Source organism: Macrococcus sp. CoH-51_TC_04 (genome assembly GCF_058188655.1).
On record NZ_JBVGOY010000075.1, the window covers coordinates 1 to 261 of the forward strand.

At 49.8% G+C, this 261-nt stretch carries 1 protein-coding gene; it reads right to left on the reverse strand.

The annotated features are described in order from the left end of the window. Nucleotides 1-261: hypothetical protein (locus tag ACZ2V4_RS11830; protein ID WP_490514968.1), on the reverse strand; the 261-nt coding region annotated here is incomplete at both ends.

Consider the following 261-nt stretch of genomic DNA (forward strand, 5'->3'; position numbering starts at 1 on the left):
CTCTCTTTGCTCGTGCTCAGCTGGTGAACACGATTGACGTGCGGCAGTATAACAGTGCTAAACTCCGGATGCAAGCGCATTGTCTCGAAATGATCATGCGGAATCGACCCTTGACTCAGCAGATAGTTCTCGGCACGGCGCATAAGCGTTAGCCTCCACTCTTCCTGCTGAGCGGCTTCAAAAGCCTGACGATCATCCATATCTTTGTATTTACGATAAGGCTCAATGCGCTTGATACACTCGTGAATGAAAGCTACCTCG